Source organism: Pseudorhodobacter sp. W20_MBD10_FR17, assembly GCF_052119765.1.
GTDB lineage: Bacteria > Pseudomonadota > Alphaproteobacteria > Rhodobacterales > Rhodobacteraceae > Pseudorhodobacter.
In genome coordinates this window covers 47,232-64,386 of the sequence record NZ_JBGQOQ010000010.1, presented here as the reverse complement: position 1 = coordinate 64,386, position 17,155 = coordinate 47,232, and the positions used below count along the sequence as shown (strand labels likewise).

Annotated in this window: 14 protein-coding genes; 9 read left to right on the top strand and 5 right to left on the bottom strand. The window is 58.7% G+C overall.

The window, feature by feature from the left end:
• The first annotated feature begins 9 nt into the window (after positions 1 to 9).
• From ACEN2J_RS08895 to ACEN2J_RS08870, 6 genes are all read left to right on the top strand, one after another.
• Positions 10 to 528 (top strand): c-type cytochrome, encoded by a 519-nt coding sequence (locus tag ACEN2J_RS08895; protein WP_442105087.1) that lies wholly within the window; start codon positions 10 to 12, stop codon positions 526 to 528.
• 190 nt (positions 529 to 718) lie between these two features.
• A complete protein-coding gene (locus ACEN2J_RS08890) occupies positions 719 to 2,620 on the top strand; it encodes an extracellular solute-binding protein (RefSeq protein ID WP_442105086.1) in 1,902 nt (633 codons plus the stop codon).
• A gap of 25 nt (positions 2,621 to 2,645) precedes the next feature.
• Positions 2,646 to 3,722, top strand: coding sequence for a microcin C ABC transporter permease YejB (locus tag ACEN2J_RS08885; protein ID WP_442105084.1), 1,077 nt, complete (start codon positions 2,646 to 2,648; stop codon positions 3,720 to 3,722).
• Complete coding sequence (locus ACEN2J_RS08880) at positions 3,722 to 4,822, top strand: ABC transporter permease (RefSeq protein WP_442105082.1); 1,101 nt, start codon at positions 3,722 to 3,724, stop codon at positions 4,820 to 4,822. Before ACEN2J_RS08885 ends, ACEN2J_RS08880 begins: the two co-directional genes overlap by 1 nt.
• The gene (locus ACEN2J_RS08875) at positions 4,819 to 6,417 is read left to right on the top strand and encodes an ABC transporter ATP-binding protein (RefSeq protein ID WP_442105080.1); all 1,599 of its coding nucleotides are present in this window, start codon (positions 4,819 to 4,821) and stop codon (positions 6,415 to 6,417) included. The genes ACEN2J_RS08880 and ACEN2J_RS08875 overlap by 4 nt, the downstream gene beginning before the upstream one ends.
• A gap of 9 nt (positions 6,418 to 6,426) precedes the next feature.
• A complete protein-coding gene (locus ACEN2J_RS08870) occupies positions 6,427 to 7,656 on the top strand; it encodes a glycosyltransferase (RefSeq protein ID WP_442105079.1) in 1,230 nt (409 codons plus the stop codon).
• On the opposite strand, the gene hemN is transcribed toward ACEN2J_RS08870, so the two are convergent.
• On the bottom strand, positions 7,653 to 9,008 hold the full coding sequence (gene hemN, locus ACEN2J_RS08865) for an oxygen-independent coproporphyrinogen III oxidase (protein ID WP_442105077.1): 1,356 nt from the start codon (positions 9,006 to 9,008) through the stop codon (positions 7,653 to 7,655). The two genes, ACEN2J_RS08870 and hemN, sit on opposite strands and share 4 nt — an antisense overlap.
• A gap of 64 nt (positions 9,009 to 9,072) precedes the next feature.
• Here hemN and fnrL point away from each other — a divergent pair, with 64 nt between their 5' ends.
• Complete coding sequence (fnrL, locus tag ACEN2J_RS08860) at positions 9,073 to 9,819, top strand: transcriptional regulator FnrL (RefSeq protein ID WP_442105075.1); 747 nt, start codon at positions 9,073 to 9,075, stop codon at positions 9,817 to 9,819.
• Between the two features lie 100 nt (positions 9,820 to 9,919).
• Positions 9,920 to 10,810 (top strand): PhzF family phenazine biosynthesis protein, encoded by an 891-nt coding sequence (locus ACEN2J_RS08855; protein ID WP_442105073.1) that lies wholly within the window; start codon positions 9,920 to 9,922, stop codon positions 10,808 to 10,810.
• A gap of 69 nt (positions 10,811 to 10,879) precedes the next feature.
• Here the strand turns inward: ACEN2J_RS08855 and ACEN2J_RS08850 are convergent, their stop codons facing one another.
• The 3 genes from ACEN2J_RS08850 to ACEN2J_RS08840 are packed head-to-tail and all read right to left on the bottom strand — an operon-like array spanning position 10,880 to position 13,193.
• Entirely contained in the window at positions 10,880 to 11,614 is a 735-nt protein-coding gene (locus ACEN2J_RS08850; RefSeq protein ID WP_442105221.1) for a lysophospholipid acyltransferase family protein, read from the bottom strand.
• A gap of 11 nt (positions 11,615 to 11,625) precedes the next feature.
• Positions 11,626 to 12,516 (bottom strand): cell division protein FtsX, encoded by an 891-nt coding sequence (locus tag ACEN2J_RS08845; RefSeq protein ID WP_442105219.1) that lies wholly within the window; start codon positions 12,514 to 12,516, stop codon positions 11,626 to 11,628.
• Between the two features lie 5 nt (positions 12,517 to 12,521).
• Positions 12,522 to 13,193: a cell division ATP-binding protein FtsE gene (locus tag ACEN2J_RS08840; protein WP_442105071.1), complete on the bottom strand. Its 672-nt coding sequence runs from the start codon at positions 13,191 to 13,193 to the stop codon at positions 12,522 to 12,524.
• 181 nt (positions 13,194 to 13,374) lie between these two features.
• Here ACEN2J_RS08840 and ACEN2J_RS08835 point away from each other — a divergent pair, with 181 nt between their 5' ends.
• Positions 13,375 to 14,451, top strand: coding sequence for a zinc-ribbon domain-containing protein (locus tag ACEN2J_RS08835; protein ID WP_442105069.1), 1,077 nt, complete (start codon positions 13,375 to 13,377; stop codon positions 14,449 to 14,451).
• 85 nt (positions 14,452 to 14,536) lie between these two features.
• Here the strand turns inward: ACEN2J_RS08835 and ACEN2J_RS08830 are convergent, their stop codons facing one another.
• A complete protein-coding gene (locus ACEN2J_RS08830; RefSeq protein ID WP_442105067.1) occupies positions 14,537 to 17,146 on the bottom strand; it encodes a TIGR02302 family protein in 2,610 nt (869 codons plus the stop codon).
• Between the last annotated feature and the right edge of the window lie 9 nt (positions 17,147 to 17,155).

Genomic DNA, 17,155 nt, shown 5'->3' with positions numbered 1-17,155 from the left:
AGGCGCGACATGTTCGACACGATGACAATGACCAAAGTAGTTGGGGCCGGCTGTGGCTCGCTTCTGGTATTCCTTCTTGGGGGCTGGGCCGCATCTGCGCTCTATACCACAGGTGGTGGTGGCCATGGCGGCGAAGCAGCCCAAGCCTATACAATTGAAACCGCAGCAGCCGAACCCGCGGGAGATGCACCAGCAGGCCCAACGTTTGAAGAGCTGTATGCATCGGCCGATGCTGCCGCAGGTGAAAAAGTGTTCGCCAAGTGCAAGGCTTGCCACAAGGTTGATGGCAGCAACGGCACCGGCCCGCATTTGAACGGCGTGGTTGATCGTGATAAAGCGCATGTCGAAGGCTTTGGCTATTCTGACGCCTTGATGGCTATGTCTTCCGAAAAGTGGGAGCCTGCCAAGCTGGACGCATTTTTGGCCAATCCCAAGAAATACGCGCCCGGCACCAAGATGAGCTTTGCCGGCTTGCCAAAAGATACCGACCGCGCAAACCTGATTGCTTGGTTGGCAACGCAGCCGTAATTCGGCACGAAATTCCTGGAAAGGCCGTCCATTTGGGCGGCCTTTTGCATTTCGAGCGCACGATCACGCAATCGCAACTTGTTGCCGCCCGTCAATACATTCTAGCATGACCCTAAGCTATAAGATCACTGTGGCTGGGGGCCCCCTATGCCACGACCCCGAAACCATCGGGGCGCGCAGGAGGAAGACGATGATGCAGGCGAAAACAACAGTGGCCAAGGCCGAACCGGCGTTTGTGAAGGCGGCTCTGATGGGCGGGGCGATTATCCTCGCTCTGGCGGCCTCGACCGTGGCCGTGCGGTCGGAGACCATTACCGCGCATGGGATTTCGACCTTTGGCGAGCTGAATTATCCTGCCGATTTTAAGCATCTGGATTATGTGAACCCCGATGCGCCCAAAGGCGGCGAGATTTCGGAATGGACCTCGGGTGGGTTTGACAGCATGAACCCCTATTCGATCAAGGGCCGGTCTGCTGCCTTGTCCTCAGCCGCGTTTGAGGCGATTTTAGAAGGTACGGATGATGAGATCGGCGCGAGCTATTGCCTGCTGTGTTCCAGCCTCGAATACCCCGAAGATCGTTCTTGGGTGATTTTCAACCTGCGCGACGATGTAAAGTTTTCGGATGGCACCCCGATGACCGCGGATGATGTCGTGTTTTCGTTCAATATTTTCCTGACCAAAGGCCTGACAGATTTTCGCACTATCCTTGCGACCAAGGTCGAATCCGTTGAGGCGCTGAATGCGCATCGCGTGAAATACACCTTTAAAACAGGCATTCCCACGCGTGATTTGCCGCAAGATGTGGGCGGCATGCCGATTCTGTCCAAAGCGCAGTATGAGGCCGAAGGGCTGGACCTTGCCGAAAGCAGCATGACGCCGTTTGTCGGCACCGGCGCCTATGTGCTCGATTCCATGCGGGTTGGCGAATCGATAACGTATAAGCGCAACCCCGACTATTGGGGCGCGGCGCATCCATTGCGCGTGGGTACCAATAACTTTGATAAAATCCGAATCGAATATTTTTCCGATTACGATGCCGCGTTTGAGGGGTTCAAAGGCGGCAGCTATACCTTCCGCAACGAGGCGTCCTCGATCAAATGGGCGACGGGCTATGACTTCCCTACAGTGCAAAGCGGGCAGGTGATCAAGGCCGAGCTGGACGACGGGTCCAAATCCAACGGCCAATCGTTCATCTTCAACCTGCGCCGTGAAAAGTTCCAAGATCCCCGCGTGCGGGAGGCGATTGGCTTGATGTTCAACTTTGAATGGTCAAACAAAACCCTGTTTTACGGGATTTATGATCGGATCAATTCTTATTGGGGCAACAGCTTTATGGAGGCCAAAGGCACGCCGTCGCCCGAGGAAGTGGCTCTGTTGCAGCCGCTTGTTGATGACGGGCTTCTCGATGCGTCAATCCTGACGGATGAGGCGGTGATGTCGCCGGTTTCCGGTGATCGCCAGCTTGACCGTGGCAATCTGCGTAAGGCCTCGGCCCTGTTGGCCGATGCGGGCTGGATCGTGGGTGACGATGGCATTCGTCGCAATGCCAAAGGTGAACAGTTGCGGGTAGAGTTTTTGGAAGACAGCCCCAGCTTTGACCGTGTGGTGAACCCGTTTGTTGAAAACCTGCGCGGGCTGGGCGTCGATGCTTTGTTGACGCGGGTGGATAACGCCCAAATGGAAGACCGCAGCCGCCCGCCGAAATATGACTTCGACATTATCACAACCCACAACCAGACAGGCTATTTCTCGGGGTCGGAACTGAAGCAATATTACGGGTCAGAAACGGCCGATGTGTCGTCGTTCAACGCGATGGGCCTGAAAAGCCCTGCTGTGGACCGGATGACAGATGTGGTGCTGGCCGCCGATAGTTTGGCAAGCCTGACCACGGCGACCAAGGCGCTTGACCGTGTGATGCGGGCAGAACGTTTTGCCATTTTTCAGTGGTTCAAGGCCAAGCATACCGTCGCCTATTACGATATATTTGAACACCCCGATACCTTGCCGCCCTATGCGCTGGGCGAGTTGACGTTCTGGTGGTACAACGCCGATAAAGCAGCCGCGCTAAAGGCTGCGGGCGTGTTGAAATAACAATAAAAAACGGCAGGTAAGCAGTATGGGTGCCTATATCCTTCGGCGGTTGTTGCTGATCATTCCAACCTTGCTTGGGATTATGATTATCAACTTTGCGATGATTCAATTCGTGCCCGGCGGCCCGATTGAGCAGGTTTTGGCGCGACTGGATGGTGGCGGCGACGCGCTGCAAGGGATTTCGGGCGGCGGCGATGCCGGTTCCGAAAACGCGGGTAATAGTGAATACTTGGGCGCGCGCGGTCTGCCGCCTGAATTCATCGCCGAGCTGGAAAAGCAGTTCGGGTTTGACAAGCCGCCGTTGCAGCGCTTCCTTGATATGCTGTGGAATTATGCGCGGTTCGACTTTGGCGAAAGCTATTTTCGGTCTATTTCTGTGACGGATTTGGTGCTGGAAAAAATGCCGGTGTCCATCAGTTTGGGCCTGTGGTCCACGTTGATTGCCTATCTCGTGTCTATTCCTCTGGGCATTCGTAAGGCGGTGCGTGATGGCACGGCGTTTGATACATGGACCTCGGCTGCGATCATCGTGGCCTATGCGATCCCTGGGTTTTTGTTCGCCATTTTGCTGTTGGTACTCTTCGCGGGCGGGTCTTATTACAAGATTTTCCCGCTGCGGGGGCTGACGTCCGAGGGGTTTTCGGATCTGTCGCTGATGGGTAAGGCTTTGGATTATATGTGGCATATGGCGCTGCCAATTCTTGCTTCGACCATTGCCAGCTTTGCCACGTTGACCTTGCTGACCAAAAACAGCTTTCTGGATGAGATCGGCAAGCAATATGTGATGACCGCCAAGGCCAAGGGGCTTTCGGAAAGCCGCGTCCTTTATGGTCACGTCTTTCGCAACGCGATGCTGATCGTGATTGCAGGTTTTCCGGCGGCCTTTGTGTCGATCTTTTTCGGTCAAAGCCTGATTATTGAGACGATCTTTTCGCTGGATGGTTTGGGGCAGATGGGGTTCAAAGCGGTGGTCGAACGCGATTACCCTGTGATGTTTGGCACGCTTTATGCCTTTGGTATCATGGGCTTGCTAGTAGGGATCGTGTCTGACCTGATGTATGTTTGGATCGACCCACGCATTGATTTTGAGGGGCGCGGATAATGGCTCTTTCCCCGCTAAACCAGCGCCGCTGGCGCAATTTCAAGGCCAACCGCCGTGCGTTTTGGTCATTCTGGCTGCTTTTGGTGCTCTACGGGCTGTCGATGTTTGCCGAGGTGTTGGCGAATGACAAACCGTTGCTCGTCAGCTATCGCGGCGAAGTTCGCGCGCCGTTTTTGCAGTTCTACCCCGAAACCGCCTTTGGTGGCGATTTCCGAACCGAGGCGAAATACCGCGACCCCGAGGTGCGCTGCCTGATCCGATCGGGCGGGGTAGAGGCCTGTTTGGACGACCCTGATACCTCGCTTGCCGCCCTTGATGCGGGCACGTTAGAGGGCGCGCAAAAGGGGTGGGTGCTATGGCCGCCAATCCCCTACAGCTTTAACACCATCAACGATATTGGCCGCGCCGCCCCCAGCCCGCCCGATGCCAACCACTGGCTTGGCACCGATGACACGGCCCGTGATGTGACGGCGCGGGTGATCTATGGCTTCCGGCTGTCCGTTTCGTTTGCGCTGATCGTGACGTTCCTCACCTCGGTCATCGGGGTGGCGGCAGGGGCGGTACAGGGCTATTTCGGCGGTTGGGTTGACCTGATTTTTCAACGGGTTTTGGAGATTTGGGGCTCGACCCCCAGTCTTTACATCATCATCATCGTTGCCGCGATTTGGCGGATGAATTTCTGGCTGTTGGTCGGGTTGATGGTCTTGTTTGGCTGGACGTCACTTGTCGGCGTGGTGCGGGCCGAATTTCTGCGCGCACGGAATTTCGAATATGTCCGTGCCGCCCGTGCGCTGGGTGTTTCAGACCGCGTGATCATGTTTCGTCATGTGCTGCCCAACGCGATGGTTGCCACACTGACCATGCTGCCGTTTATCATCACTGGCACTATTGGCTCGCTCGCCGTGCTTGATTTTCTTGGCTTTGGTCTGCCTGCCTCGGCCCCATCCTTGGGCGAGCTGACGCTGCAAGCCAAGCAAAATCTACAGGCCCCATGGCTCGCCTTTACAGCCTTTGGCGTGTTTGCGACGATGCTGTCGCTGCTGGTGTTCATCTTTGAAGGCGTGCGCGATGCCTTTGACCCGCGAAAGACCTTTCAATGACCGATACCGTTCTTGCCGTTGAAAATCTGACCATCGGCTTTCGTCAGGATGGCCGGCTTGTCCAAGCGGTCAAAGGCGTGTCCTTTACCGTGGCCAAGGGTGAAACCGTCGCCTTGGTCGGCGAAAGCGGGTCGGGCAAGTCGGTGACAGCCCTTTCCACCGTGTCGTTGCTGCCCGCCAGTGCCGAGGTTTCGGGTTCGGTCACCTATAACGGCACCCAGATGGTCGGCGCGCCCGAGGCCGATTTGCGCCGCGTGCGTGGCAACGATATCAGCTTTATTTTCCAAGAGCCGATGACCAGCCTGAACCCGCTGCACACGATTGAAAAGCAGTTGGCCGAGAGTTTGGAGCTGCACCAAGGACTTGACGGCAAGGCGGCGCGCGCGCGGATTTTGGAACTGCTGGAAAAGGTGGGTATTCGCGACGCAGAAAGTCGGCTTGGGGCCTATCCGCATCAGCTGTCTGGCGGGCAACGGCAGCGGGTGATGATCGCGATGGCGCTGGCCAACGGGCCAGATCTGCTGATCGCGGATGAACCGACAACCGCGCTGGACGTGACCATTCAGGCGCAAATTCTGGAACTGCTGGCCGAGCTGAAACGGGCCGAGGGGTTGAGCCTGTTGTTCATCACCCATGACCTTGGGATTGTGCGCCGCATCGCCGACCGCGTTTGCGTGATGAAGGGGGGCGAAATTGTGGAACACGGCCCTACGGCCGAGATTTTTGCAAACCCGCAGCACCCCTATACCAAAACCCTGCTCGAGGCCGAACCCCAAGGCCGCCCCGAACCCGCCCCGACAGGCGGGGCCGAGATTGTGCGCACCGAAAACCTGCGCGTCTGGTTTCCTATTCATCGCGGTTTTCTGCGCAAGGTGACGGGGCACGTAAAGGCGGTGAATGCCGCCAGCCTGTCGATCAACGCGGGCGAAACGCTGGGCATTGTGGGCGAAAGCGGGTCGGGAAAGACCACGCTGGCGCTGGCGATTTTGCGGTTGATCGCGTCCGAGGGGCCGATCGTGTTCATGGGCCAGAATGTGCAGAACTGGCCCGCCAAGCAAATGCGCGACCTGCGTCAGCAAATGCAAGTGGTGTTCCAAGATCCCTATGGTAGCCTGTCGCCGCGTATGACCATTGAGCAGATCATCGCTGAAGGTTTGGGCGTGCATGGCACCGCCAAAGGTATGGACCACCGCCAAATGGTTGCCGATATTATGGTTGAGGTGGGGTTGGACCCCGCCACGATGGGCCGCTATCCACATGAGTTTTCGGGTGGGCAACGCCAGCGTGTGGCGATTGCGCGCGCGATGATCTTGCGGCCACAACTGGTGCTGCTGGATGAACCCACCAGCGCGCTGGACATGACAGTACAGGTGCAAATCGTCGAGTTGCTGCGCAATTTGCAGCGCAAACAGGGGCTTGCCTATCTGTTTATCAGCCATGATTTACGGGTTGTTAGGGCCTTGGCGCATAAGGTTATCGTGATGAAACAAGGCGATGTGGTAGAACAAGGCATCGGCGCGCAGGTGTTTGACAACCCGCAAAGCGACTATACAAAGGCGCTGATGGCGGCGGCATTCGGGCAGGGCAACGCTTAAGGCGGTTTAATGAAGATACTCTTCGTTCACCAAAACTTTCCGGGCCAGTTTTTGTACTTGGCCCCCGCCTTGCAGGCCCGTGGGCATGACTGCCGGGCCCTGACCGATGCCACCAATAAACGCGCAAGCAAAATCCCTGTGTTGCGCTATCGCCATGAGGTGCCGCTGCCGGACCCCAAGGCCACGCGGCTGGGGCGGAACTTTATCCAAATGACCGACCGTGGCGTCACGGCTGCGCGTGCCTGCCTGCAACTGCGCGATAAGCACGGCTATACGCCCGATGTGATCTTTGGCCATTCCGGCTGGGGCGAAACGCTGTTTTTGAAAGAGGTTTGGCCTGATGCCAAGCTGATAGTTTATGCCGAGTTTTACTATCGCGGCGTGGATCGCGATGTGGGGTTCGACGTTGAGTTTTCGCGCGGCGGCTTTGATGCGGTAATGACCGCGCAGTCGCGGGCGGCGCATTTAGGGCAGTCTTTGCTACATGCCGATGCAGCGCTTGCGCCGACAAAATGGCAGGCCAGCACCTATCCGCCCGCCTTGCAGCCGATGATTAAGGTGATTTTTGATGGCGTGAATACGGATGTGATGGTGCCGAATGCGGCGGCGAGCCTAACCTTGCCCAACGGTCAGCAGTTACGCGCGGGGGATGAGGTGCTAACCTTTGTGAACCGCAATCTTGAACCCTATCGCGGTTATCACACGTTCATGCGGGCGCTGCCCGATGTGATGGCCGCGCGGGCCGATGCGCAGGTGGTGATTGTTGGCGGCGATGATGTCAGCTATGGTGCGGCGGCCCCAAAAGGCCAAAACTGGAAACAGATGTTTCTGGATGAGGTGAGCGATCGGATCGACCTGTCGCGCGTGCATTTCCTTGGCAAAGTGCCCTACGCGCAATTCGTGGCGCTGATGCAGATCAGCCGCGTGCATGCGTATCTGACCTATCCGTTCGTACTGTCGTGGTCGATGCTAGAGGCGATGTCGGCGGGGGCCTATGTCGTCGGCTCACGCTCGGCCCCAGTAGAGGAGTTGATAGAGGACGGCGTAAATGGCCGTTTGGTCGATTTCTTTGACATCAAGGCATGGTCCGATGCGCTGACCCAAGGGCTGGCCGAACCTGAACGGTTTATGCCCCTGCGCCGCGCCGCACGGCAAACGATAGTCGATAATTACGACCTGCAAAGCGTTTGCATGCCGCGTATGGTCGACTTTGTCGAAAGCTTTGCTCCGAAAGGTTAAACCGCCGCTGAATGCTGCGCCTTGGCGTGGTCATATTCATCAAAGATGCGGGCAATCATCCGCGTCAAAGGGCGGGCGTGGGGCGGAATAGTAAGGCCATCGTCATTCAGCGTCACCATATCGCCAAAGGCGGTTTTGGCAGCTTGCAGCAATGTCTCAACCCGCGCGACGCTGACGTCGAAATCGCGCAGCAGCTCGGCGCGGTCAATACGGAAATCGCACATCACGGCCTCGATCATGCGGGCGCGCAGCAGGTCTTCGCCGGTGAAAATATGGCCGCGGTGGGTTGAAAACTGCCCGTCGCGGATGGGTTTGGTGTGGGCCGCCGTGGCGCTTGCATTTTGCGCAAACCCCTGCGGAAAGCGAGAGATGGATGAGGCCCCAAGCCCGATCAGTGCCGCTGCGGTATCATCGGTATAGCCTTGGAAATTGCGGCGCAGGGTGCCCGCTGCTTGTGCTTTGGCCAAACCGTCCGAGGGGAGCGCGAAATGGTCAATGCCAACCTCGGCATAGCCATCCATGGTGAACAGCTTGCGCGCGGTTTCGAACAGCGACAAGCGGTCCTGTGCTGCTGGGATTTTGTCGGATGGGATCAACTGCTGGCGGCGGCTCATCCACGGCACATGGGCATAGCCGTACAGCGCCACGCGATCGGGTGACAGTGTCAGCAGTTTTTGTACCGAATCAGCGATGCGGATGTTGGTTTGGTGCGGCAGGCCATAGAGAATATCGGCGTTCAGGCTTTGTACACCACGCTCGCGGATCATGTCGGCGACTTGCTTAGTCAGCTCATAGCTTTGCTCGCGCCCGATGGTTTTTTGGATCTCAGGGTCGAAATCCTGCACCCCGATTGACGCACGGTTCATGCCTGATGCGACCAAGGCATCCAGCCGCGCGGCGTCAATTTCATTGGGGTCAATCTCAACCGAAAATTCACCGCCGGTGGCCAGCGGTACGGCATCGAAAATCTGGTCGGCCAAACCGCGCATCAGGGCGGGTGACAGCAGGGTAGGGGTGCCGCCGCCCCAATGCAGACGGGATAAAGTGACGCCGGGGGCAAGATGGCGGCGCAGCAAAGCGATCTCTTCGCGCAGCATTTCGGCATAGGCAATAACTGGTGCATCCGAGGTGGTGCCTTGGGTCCTGCAGGCACAAAACCAGCACAGTCGGCGGCAAAACGGCACGTGAACATAGAGCGAGATTTCCGCGCCTGCAGGCACGGCCTCAATCCATTTTGTGAATTGGCCAGCATCAACGCCACCCGCAAAATGCGGGGCCGTGGGGTAGCTGGTATATCGCGGGACACGCGCGTCAAATAGACCGAGGCGCTTGAGTTCTGATTGTGTGTTCATATCTGAATCTGTGGCGTATAATGAGTTTGAAAACTTTGACACAGATCAAATTGGAAAACGTGATATGGCGATGCTCGACACCCCGACCTTTTCACATGATTGCGGTGACTGTCCCATTCGGCATCGCGCTGTTTGTGCCCGTTGTGAGGGCGACGAGTTGGAGAAGCTGGAGCAAATCAAGTATTACCGCAGCTATCAGGCCGGCCAAACGGTGATTTGGTCGGGCGACCGGATGGATTTTGTGGCCTCGGTGGTCAGTGGTGTGGCCACGCTTAGCCAGACGATGGAGGATGGGCGGCGCCAGATGGTCGGGCTTTTGCTGCCGTCGGATTTTGTTGGCCGTCCGGGGCGCGATACGGTTGCCTATGATGTGACCGCGACGACCGACCTTGTGATGTGTTGTTTCCGCAAAAAACCGTTTGAGGAGATGATGCTCTCGACCCCGCATGTTGGCCAGAGATTGCTGGAAATGACGCTGGACGAGCTTGATTCGGCACGCGAATGGATGCTGCTTTTGGGCCGCAAAACCGCGCGGGAAAAGATTGCAAGCCTGTTGTCGATCATTGCGCGCCGCGATGCCAGCCTTTCGTTGAAACAAGGCAGCAAGCGGTTGATCTTTGATCTGCCTTTGACACGCGAAGAAATGGCCGATTATTTGGGGCTGACGTTGGAAACCGTGTCACGGCAAATTTCGGCACTGCGCAAGGAAAATGTGATCTCGCTCGAAGGCAAACGGCATGTCACGATTGAGGATTTCGATGCGCTGCAAGAGGCGGCGGGTGATGACAGTGATGGTGGGATGTTTGCCTGAGGATGCGCGCGGTGACATTTTCATAAGCGATTGATTTAGAATTAAATAAGCAACATAGTTTACCAAATAGTAACCCGCGAATGTGCGGTTTCGGGGGCATATGCTGGAATTTCATACGCTGGATGTGTTCACCGATACGCCCTTTGCAGGCAATCCCTTGGCTGTGGTTTTGGGGGCTGATGATTTGAGCGATGCGCAGATGCAAACCATCGCGCGCGAGTTTAATTTGTCCGAGACGATCTTTGTCATGCGTCCCCAAAATCCAGGCCACACCGCGCGGGTGCGTATCTTTTTCCCAACGGCCGAGATCCCTTTTGCGGGCCATCCTACAATCGGCTGTGCGATATTACTGGCCGAGGGCGCCTTGGGCGATGACCCTATGCAGATTGTGCTAGAGGAAGAGGCGGGTTTGGTGCCGGTTGTTTTGACCCGCCAGTCGGGCAGGGTGTTGGCCGAATTTACCGCGCCGGTGACGCCACATGCTGCAACCAGCGGCACGGTGTCAGACGAACTGCTGCCCGCAGCGCTGGGCCTTGTGGCGGATGAGATTGGTTTTGGCGGCCATGCGCCGGGGCTGTGGCAGGGCGGTCCGCGTTTCCTGTATGTACCGGTTAAGGACTTGTCCGTGCTGGGCCGTGCTCGCCCATGCGAACCTGCATGGTCGCACGTGATGGCGGCGGGCGGTGTGGATAGCGCCTATCTTTATACGCCAAACGAGGGCGGGTATCAGGCGCGGTTGTTTTCGCCCACAGCAGGCATTCCCGAAGACCCTGCAACAGGATCGGCCAGTGCAATTTTGGCGGCGCAATTATGGGCGGCGGGGGCGCTTTGCACGGGCGAATCGCGGTTTAACTTGCTGCAAGGCGTGGAAATGGGGCGGCGCAGCGAGATTGCGCTGACCGTGGTTTGCGATGTGCAGGGGGTGAAATCGGTGCGGGTGGCGGGAACGGCCGTGCGCATAAGTGACGGCCGCATCCGTATCCCGCAATAGGCTGGCCTTCCCGCTTGGTGCCAAGGCCGCCGAGCGGGGGCTCGATGCCCCCCGAGGTGGCAGCCCCCTTTACGTTGGAAATTTAAACCCCGCCTCGGCCATCAATGCATCCGAGGCGGTTTCAACCTCGCGTTCCAAGCGTTCCATAAACGCGGATCCTTTCAGGCCCGGCGGGATTATTGGTAAAAACTCAATCACAGCCACCCCACGTTTGCGCATAATGCCATGTTTGGGCCACAGCACGCCAACGTTAGTTGCCACAGGCACGCAGTCTTGGCCCATTTGTAAATACAGTGCGGCGGTCCCCGTTTTATAGGGCGCTTTGACGCCGGGTGCGACACGGGTGCCTTGGCTATAGATAATAAGCTGACCGGGCCGCAGCAGCCCCGCTTTTACATCGTTTTTCATTTTGGTAACGGCTGCACCGCGTTTGCCTCGATCAACGGGAATGCAGCCCATGCGCAGCCCAAACCAGCCCAAGATAGGTGCATAGGTTAGCTCTTTTTTCATAATGAACCGTCCGCGCGGAACGGCGTTGAAAATCGCCAAAATATCCAGAAAGCTTTGGTGTTTTGCTGCGATCAGCACGGGGCCAGTTGGCGGTGTGCCGCGCACTTCGGTTTTCATCCCTGTCAGGATGCGCAGTGAAAAGATCACCCATGCGGCATAGGCATGGCCGGCCGCCAGTGCGCCATCGCGGGTTACCAGCGCATAGGGAAAGTACAAAATGCCTACCACCGCCATCGCGATATACATCTGGATGATGAAGATCAGCGACAATAACCATTGGATTGCATAGGTCAGGGTAGCGCGCATCAGGTCAGTTCCTTAAGTTTGCGAAAGGCGGCAAAGCGGGTGGCTGTAAAGGCCACCAGTGCTGCCAGTGGTGGCAGGGCCAGCGGCAAAAGCCAACCCGCACCTTGAAAGCTGAGGCCTGTTAGAAACCCGCCTGCCACATCAGCCGAGGGCAGAAAGGCCACACCGATCACACCCAGCGTCGCGCCCAAGGCCGACCCGCCCAAGGTGCGCAGGGTGAAACGGCGCACAAAGGCGCGGGCGATATAGCTATCACGCGCGCCGACCAGCCGCAGCACGCGGATCACTTGGGAATTGGCGGCCAGCGCGGCGTTGGCCGCAAGGGTTATCATCGCCGCCATCGTGGCGCCGATTAGCAGAATAGACATTAGCCCCAGCAACCGCAGCCGCCCCGCCGCCATGACCAGCGGTTTGCGCCAGCGGGTATGGTCATCCAACACGGCCCCGGGGGCCTCGGCGCTCAGGCGTTGGCGCAGGCCTTCGCTGTCATAGCCGGTACCGTCTTCGGTGATCTCAATCAGCCGTGGAATAGGCAGGGCATCCAGCGGTAGGTCTGGGCCGAACCAAGGTTCCAGCAAGGCGCGTTGTTCGGCATCGGTCATGGCGCGGGCGCGCTCGACCCCCGGCGTGGTGGCCAGCACATCCAGCACCGCACGGGTTTGGGCATCCATCTGGCCGGTCGAGGCGGAAATGCGGATTGTGGCGCTGCGGGCCAGCGCGTCGCCCCAACGGTCGGCCAGCCGCCCCGAGGCCAGCGACAGTGCCAGCGCAAACACCGCCAGAAAGGTCATTGTCGCGGCCGTAAAGCTGGTCAGCCATGCCGTATGGCCAGAGGGGGGGACCACGCGATCAGCATGTTTATCGCCGCGCAGCATATCGGCAAGGGCCATCAGGTTCACAGGTCGGCCCCCGCAAGCTGCACGCGGCGTTTGGCAATGCGCAGCACACGGGCGGGCACTTGTTGTTTCGCGGCGCGGATCAGGTTTAGGTCATGCGTAGCGATCAGGATTGTTTTGCCCATTTTGTTCAACTCGACCAGCAGGGTCAGCAGGCGCAGCGACATTTCCCAATCGAGGTTGCCCGTCGGTTCATCGGCCAGCACCACATCGGGTGACATAATCACCGCGCGGGCAACTGCAGCGCGTTGGCGTTCCCCGCCCGACAGTTGCGGCGGCAACGAGTTGGCCAGTTTCGCCAGCCCCACCCAATTCAACAGATCATCAAGATCGGCCATCACCGAGTCCCGCCCCGACACCATTGCGGGCAGGGTCACATTGGCGGCCAGCGGCAGGTGGTCAAGGAACTGGCAGTCTTGGTGCACCACGCCAATGCGCCGCCGCATCATCGCCACTTCGTCGCGGTCCAAACTACGAACCTCGCGGTCAAACAGGGTAACGTGGCCCGCCGTTGGCAGCAATTCGGCATAGCAGAGCTTCAGCAGCGTGGATTTACCTGCCCCTGATGGCCCCGTCAGAAAGTGAAATGACCCCGGTGCCAGACGCAAGCTGACCTCGGACAACAACTCTCCTCCGCCATAGGAATAGGCAACGTTTTCAAGGGCTATCACACAATGCTCCGTTTTACGGCGTTTCACACGGCGGTGTGCCGCAATTGTTGCAGTTTTGCCCAGAGTGGGGGCGGTTTCAACGCCATATTGTACACAGAATGAGGACAAAGGCTTGGATATACATAATATCAAGGCTACAAAGCCATAGGGGACGAGTAACTTTGTGGCGGAGAGATAGCAAATGCGGCTGGTTTGTCCAAATTGCGATGCACAGTACGAACTCGCACCGGGCGCGCTTACGGATGCCGGGCGTGATGTACAGTGTTCGAACTGTGGCCATACATGGTTTCAGTTGCCGCCCGAGCTAGAGGCCGAGCGTGACGCTGAAGAAGAACTTTTTGGCACGCCAGCGCCGGCTCGTGCGCCAGTGCGCGCAGTGCCCGCGCCCGTTAGGCCGCCACCTGTGGCACCACATGCGGCACCCGCGGGTGTTTCATCCAAAAAGCCCCTCAATAGACAGCCCCAAGCCGAGACCTCTGTAAAAAGCACGGCAGAAAGCCATACGGCAGATCTTGAGCAGCAGGAGACAGCCAAAACTTTAGCTGCAGCCGCTGAAAAGCAACGGCAGGCTGCGGCCATGGTTGCGGCGCTGAATCGTGAAGCTGCCGCGCCATTTCTGGCCGAACCAAAACAGGGTGAACCTGCTGCCTCAAACCATCCAGAAACCGATGCGCAATCCCAACCTCCTGTCGCACCGCGCCGGGCATTGGACGAAAGCCTGAAGGCCGTGTTGCGCGAAGAGGCCGAGCGTGAAGTCTCGGTGCGTCGGTCACAAACCCCACGTCCATTGGAAACGCAGACTGATTTAGGGCTGCAAGAAACATCTGGCGGGGCCAGTGCGGCCAAGGCGGTGCGCGACCGTTTGGCCCGTTTGCGTGGCCAAGAGCCCGAGCCGGAAGGGAATGACAAGCCCACTGCGCGGCGCGATTTGCTGCCCGATATTGAGGAAATCAATTCAACCTTACGCGCCAGTTCGGAAAACCGCAGCGGCGATGAGGCGGCGATGGCGACAGAAGACGCCGATGCAGCGGCAGCCAATGACGGCTTTCGCAGCGGGTTTTCGCTTATGCTGCTGATTGCTGTGGTGCTCATTACTGCCTATGTGGCCGCCCCCAAAATCATTGAGCAATTCCCCGCAGCCGAGGCCGCGATGAACAGCTATGTCGCGGGAGTTGATGTGGCGCGGGCGTGGCTGGATAACGCAATGCGCAAAGCCATCGCCACCTTGCAAAATCTGACAAGCGGATCAAACAGCTAGGCGGCTGTGCAGCTTAGCCCAAGGCGCGGGCGCAAAAGGGGCCGTCGGTGCTTTGGGGTCCGCCTGACATTGACGCCAAGCCGGTTTAGTACAATTCCAGCAACCGCTTTAAATAGTCGCGTTCGCTGTCGGGACGGGTTTGGTCGCCTTGGCGGCGGCGAATTTCATCCAGCAAATCCTGCGCGCGGCGATAGACATCATCGCCTTGCAGCAAGTTGCGATCAGACCCGATGCGCGCGCCTTCGCCCGGTTCGCGGCCGAGTGGATCCCGCTCTGAATTTGGGTCGGCGCGGCCAACGGCCTCGGCTTGGCCGTTGTTGCCGTTCTCGCGGCGCTCTTGCGCCATCGACTCGTTCAGGCTGCGCATGCCGTCGCGCATCGCCCGCATGGCATCGGCCTGTTTGTCCAGCGCACCTGCCATATCGCCTTGACCCAAGGCGCGCTCGGCGTCTTCCATCGCGCGGCCTGCCTCATCCAGCGCGCTGCGGCCGGCTTCGCCTTGTTCGGTGCCTGCACCGGGTAACATGTCGCCGTTCAAGCGGTTGAGGCGGTCACGCAGATCGCTTTGGCGTTGCTCTAAGCTTTGACCTTGGCCCTGCCCTTGGGAGCCAGTGCCTTGTTCGGATTGGCCATTTTCAGACTGCCCCTTTTCAGGCTGGTCGGCCTGCCCCTCACCGTTTTGTTGGCCATCTTGCTGGCCTTGTGCGCCGTCTTGCTGCCCGTCTTGACCTTGCACATCGGGCTGCTGCTGTTGCGCGCCCTCTTGGCCGCCGGGGTTTTGCAACTCGGAAAAGCTGTCATCCGACAGGTCTTGTTGGTCGCGCAACGTGTCGCCAAGGTTTTTCATCGCCTGTTGGCCGGGGCCGCCTTGGCCACCTTCGCCTTGGGTTACTTGGATGTTTTCCATCAACTGCTGAAGCATTGCCATCAGCTCGGCGGCCTCTTCCATCCGGCCTTCCTCAAGCAGCTTTTGCAACTCTTTCAGCATGTCTTGCAGCTGGTCGCCGGTGATGTCCATCGAGTTTTGCTCATCAGCGGCCTGCCCATTCGGGTTGCGCTCGGCCTCTTCGGCAAGCTGGCGCATGTAGTCGTCCATCGCTTGGCGCAGCTCTTGCATAAGTTGGTCAATTTCCGACGGGTCAGCGCCGTTGCGGATCGCCTCATTCAGGCGGTCTTGGGCGCGTTTCAGGCGTTCGCGGGCTGAATTCAGGTCGCCTTCCTCGATCAGCACAGCGATATCCCACAGTGCTTTGGCAAGGTCATCGCGCGCCTCAACCGTCAGGTCACTTTGCTGCGACTCAAGCCGGCGTTGGGCAACGCGCAGGCGCAGATAGGCCTTTTCATTCGAAAAAAGACCCTCGGGGCGGTTGGTGATGGCGTTGAAAATTTGTACCGCGCGTGGGGCATTTGTACGCGCCCACAGGATATCACGGCGCATCTCAATCACCGCTGCCGCCAGCGGGTCAAAAAAGCGTTTTCCGGGTAAGGTCACATGCAAGGGGGCTGCGGTACCGGTTTGGCCTGCTGCATCCGTGGCTGATAAGGTGATGGTGACAGGCAGGTTGGCAAAGACGTGTTGCGACAGGTCATCCAGCAGGGTTTCGGTGAAATCCGTGCGCTGGCCGCTGATTGGCAGCGGCAGATCAAGCGTGATCGGGTCGGTGGCCTCAGGCTGGGCTGTAAGGCCATAGCGGCGGTCGATTGCGGCAAGGTCCAGCGCGATGACAGCTTTGCCTGCCGTGACGCCAAAGTCATCTGCGGCCTCAAATGGCAGTTTCAGGCTGCCATTCGCCTCACGCGTCAACGCGCCTTTGGCGAAGATACTGGGGGGCGTGTCGATGCTGGTGGTGATGGCCCAACTGCGGCCACTGGGGCCGTTGATCGTGATGTCGCCGCTTTGGATGATGTCAAAGCTGTGCGCGGTGGGGGCTTCGGGTGCATCAGCGTCAAGCGGTGCGGGCGCCGATACCGATTGGGTCAGGGTCAATGCGCCAACCTCGCCATAAAAACGCAGCTGCACGCGGCTGCCGGTCGCCACTTCAAGCGTGTCTTGGGTGATGTCATTCAGATATAGCGCGGGTTTGCCGGTATAGGGCGGGGGCTGAACCCAGCCTTCCCAGCTGGGGCCGTTCATTGCTGTGGCTTGCGTTGGGCCGAGGCCGGTGACCGAGGCGATGCGCCAAACCGAACCGAACATCAGCGCCATAACAAGGGCCGTCAGCGCGATGTAGCGCAGGCCAAAACGGTCGTGCTTGGCCAGCCGCAGGTCTGGGGGCACGGCGCGGGCGGTTGCTGCCGCGCGGGCCATGCGGGCAAGGTGGGCGGCCCAAACGGCCTGAGATGCGGGGTCGGTGGCACCGATGGCTTGGGTATCGGCAAGCGTGGCAATGGGGCGGCCGGGCAGGGTGGCGTCAAGGCGGTTCAGCGCGTCTTGGCGGCTTGGGCGCATAAAACTGCGCCAACCGCGCCAGAACGTCACGATCATCGTGAAAAGTGCCGCTGCCAAGCTAGCCCAAACCACAGGCAAGGGCACGAAATCTTGCAGGCCAAAGGCAAGTACAGCCAAAACGGCGATTATGATCGTCCACAGTGGCCAAAAGCAGCGCGCCAGCCGTTCAGCCCAAAGCCCCGCCTGCGTAAGGGCGGCTGGGCGTTTTAGCTGGGCTGCGATGCTGTCGCGCGGGGATTGCGTCATTTACCTGCC

Coding starts and splice junctions, on each gene's coding strand:
- ACEN2J_RS08895 (WP_442105087.1), top strand. CDS start 10: ATGTTCGACACGATGACAATGACCAAAGTAGTTGGGGCCGGCTGTGGC.
- ACEN2J_RS08890 (WP_442105086.1), top strand. CDS start 719: ATGATGCAGGCGAAAACAACAGTGGCCAAGGCCGAACCGGCGTTTGTG.
- ACEN2J_RS08885 (WP_442105084.1), top strand. CDS start 2,646: ATGGGTGCCTATATCCTTCGGCGGTTGTTGCTGATCATTCCAACCTTG.
- ACEN2J_RS08880 (WP_442105082.1), top strand. CDS start 3,722: ATGGCTCTTTCCCCGCTAAACCAGCGCCGCTGGCGCAATTTCAAGGCC.
- ACEN2J_RS08875 (WP_442105080.1), top strand. CDS start 4,819: ATGACCGATACCGTTCTTGCCGTTGAAAATCTGACCATCGGCTTTCGT.
- ACEN2J_RS08870 (WP_442105079.1), top strand. CDS start 6,427: ATGAAGATACTCTTCGTTCACCAAAACTTTCCGGGCCAGTTTTTGTAC.
- hemN (WP_442105077.1), bottom strand. CDS start 9,008: ATGAACACACAATCAGAACTCAAGCGCCTCGGTCTATTTGACGCGCGT.
- fnrL (WP_442105075.1), top strand. CDS start 9,073: ATGGCGATGCTCGACACCCCGACCTTTTCACATGATTGCGGTGACTGT.
- ACEN2J_RS08855 (WP_442105073.1), top strand. CDS start 9,920: ATGCTGGAATTTCATACGCTGGATGTGTTCACCGATACGCCCTTTGCA.
- ACEN2J_RS08845 (WP_442105219.1), bottom strand. CDS start 12,516: ATGGCCCTTGCCGATATGCTGCGCGGCGATAAACATGCTGATCGCGTG.
- ACEN2J_RS08835 (WP_442105069.1), top strand. CDS start 13,375: ATGCGGCTGGTTTGTCCAAATTGCGATGCACAGTACGAACTCGCACCG.
- ACEN2J_RS08830 (WP_442105067.1), bottom strand. CDS start 17,146: ATGACGCAATCCCCGCGCGACAGCATCGCAGCCCAGCTAAAACGCCCA.